This is a genomic window from Microcoleus sp. B13-B6 (assembly GCF_036705405.1).
In the GTDB taxonomy this organism is placed as follows: Bacteria; Cyanobacteriota; Cyanobacteriia; order Cyanobacteriales; family Microcoleaceae; genus Microcoleus.
The window spans coordinates 107,354-109,685 of sequence record NZ_JAUBUJ010000016.1 but is presented as its reverse complement, the minus strand read 5'-3'; the positions used below and the strand labels follow the sequence as shown (position 1 = coordinate 109,685).

1 protein-coding gene is annotated in these 2,332 nt (G+C 43.4%); it reads right to left on the bottom strand.

Going from position 1 to position 2,332, the window contains the following annotated elements:
• Positions 1-165: 165 nt before the first annotated feature.
• The gene (locus tag QUB35_RS09985; protein ID WP_333141687.1) at positions 166-2,214 is read right to left on the bottom strand and encodes a hypothetical protein; all 2,049 of its coding nucleotides are present in this window, start codon (positions 2,212-2,214) and stop codon (positions 166-168) included.
• Between the last annotated feature and the right edge of the window lie 118 nt (positions 2,215-2,332).

The window sequence follows — 2,332 nt, the reverse complement described above, 5'->3', positions numbered from 1 at the left end:
TCCCGCCCGTCCAAAAAAGACGGGCGGGACGCCCATCCCACTTTCAAGAGTGGAAGTTATTTAATTCTCATTCCTTAGATTTTCTCAAACGGTTCACAGGCGGGGATGAGGCAGAAGTCTGATTTTTTATTTTAGCAAATTAGTTGGCTTCTAATCTGAGTAAGATTAACGAGAGAGCGGATTAGCTGGAGAACCAATCCGAAAAAGGATCGTAAAAACATTATCATTCAATAATAAACGATTCCCCAAAACATCATCGCCATAATCATATTGGTTATTTTGCCAATTCAGGGATAGGGTAGGACTGTTGTAGTTATTTTCCAGTTGCCAACTTACACTAGCACCGTAGAGAGAGCGAGTTGAGTTTTTATCGATGGGGGCGATATAACCAGACAGAGTGAGAGTGCTTAGAGGACGGATGGTTAACTCAGCCAGTAAGCGATCGTCGTAGGAATTGGGTAGGATATCACCAAAATAGTTGGTCAAACCCAGAGAAAAAATTCCCCAATTTACGCGAGCGCTAACGGCAACTTCACTAGCTGGTGAAATACTAAGTACATCACCAATTCTTGTTTCTCGATCGAGAGCATAATTAAAGCCAGTTGATAAGGTTAAATTGGCCTGCCTACTGAAGGGAAAGGTTTTGGCTACACTCCCCCAAAGTTGGCTGTAATAATCGCGATCGGGGTTGAGATAACCAATTGCACCGCCCCGAAAACTCCAATTGTTTAGCGTGTTTCTCGTGTAATCAGCACCGACGTAGAGTTTGGGATTTTCTGAAGCAATCACACCCGTATAGTATCGCAGGATATCTTCGACTCCTGTCCAGTTTCCGGTAAAGCTGAGATGAGGATAGTAAGAGCTTTCTTCCCGATAGATACTTTCTCTAACAAAGTTGACATCTTGCTGTAAAAAGCTTAAATAAACTTGGGCATAAAAATTCTGCAAATTGGCCGTAGAATACTGATTTTGGTTAACTGCTGAGAATAACTGTACATTGCTATTTGCTCCACCTTCTCCACCAGCACCTACAAGGGTGACTTGTGGCCCTGTTGGATCATAAAAGGTTCGACCATCTTCAATATTGCGATCGATCACGGGAGAAAGACCGAGCCAAAGGCTATTATAATTCGCTCTAGGAACTTGACTTAAGCTGGTGACATTAGGCGTTAAACTTTCTGCCCGTCCGAGTCCGGCGGAATATATCGTAAAACTACTGCTGGGTAAACGAGTATTATTAGCCGCTAAAAATAAGTTGCGGTTGATATTAGTATTAACTGGATTTTTACTGCCTTCTAGGTCAGGAATGACATCGGGTAAAATTTGCGCCCCCGCTTGAATTGCCGTATTGAGCCAGCGATTTTCATCATCAACAAAGAGAGTAAAGCCTCGAATAGTCCGTCCTAAAACGGCTTCTCGATCATTGGCTTTAACAACTTGACGAACACGGGAAACAGTACCTGCAATCGTATAGTCAACTTCTTCTTTTCTCTCAACTTTTGTTTTTTGGGATTGGCTGTTTCCCGGATAAGCACCCGAATTGGGAAAATAAAAATCGACACCAATCGGTTGACTGCTGGTTCCCCCTTGAAAGCCTGGAAGCTGCATAAAAGCCAAAGTTTCTGGTTTGAGAACCTCCCCAACCTGAGACGTTTGAAAGACGCGGGTAGGTACGAAAAATTCGGGATCTATACTATTGCGATCTATCGCTAAACCTGGGGTATAAGTACATTGTTGGTCACTGGGAGTATTGGGAAAAATACAAGCCCCCGTTAAACTCATTTGAATTTCTAACCCCGTCATGGTTTGGGGTGCGGTAGTTGTCGTTGTAATTGTTCGTTCTAGGGGAACAGTCCGCAGTTGAAAATAAGTGCCTTTTTGGTCTACTCTATAAATATTATTTCGGCTTAAACTTTCACTGACTCGACTGTTAAGTTTGAGAGTGCCATTAAAAAAAATATCGCTGTCTGTGGTGTCAGCAAAAGTATGGAAACCACTAAACTCCCATTCAGTTAGATGGCTGATGGGAATGTCATTGAGAGGTAAAGTAGTCGTGAAGGGGCTAAGTTTTTCGTCGGGCGCGATTCGAGGTGGAATAATGTAATCGGGGTCAGTAGATGGCACAGAAGGTTGGGGTAATCCGTTAGGATTATTAGTTGACTGGGGTTTTGTGGGTTGAGGTTCAGAGGGTAAATTTTGGGATGAGGGTTCCAATTTTGTAGCAGAAGTAGACCAGTTGGGTGTTTCTGATAAAGGGGTGGCTTGTGGAAGGTCGGAAACGCTTGGAGCGCTTCGAGATGGAATAATGTAATCGGGGTCAGTAGATGGGGCA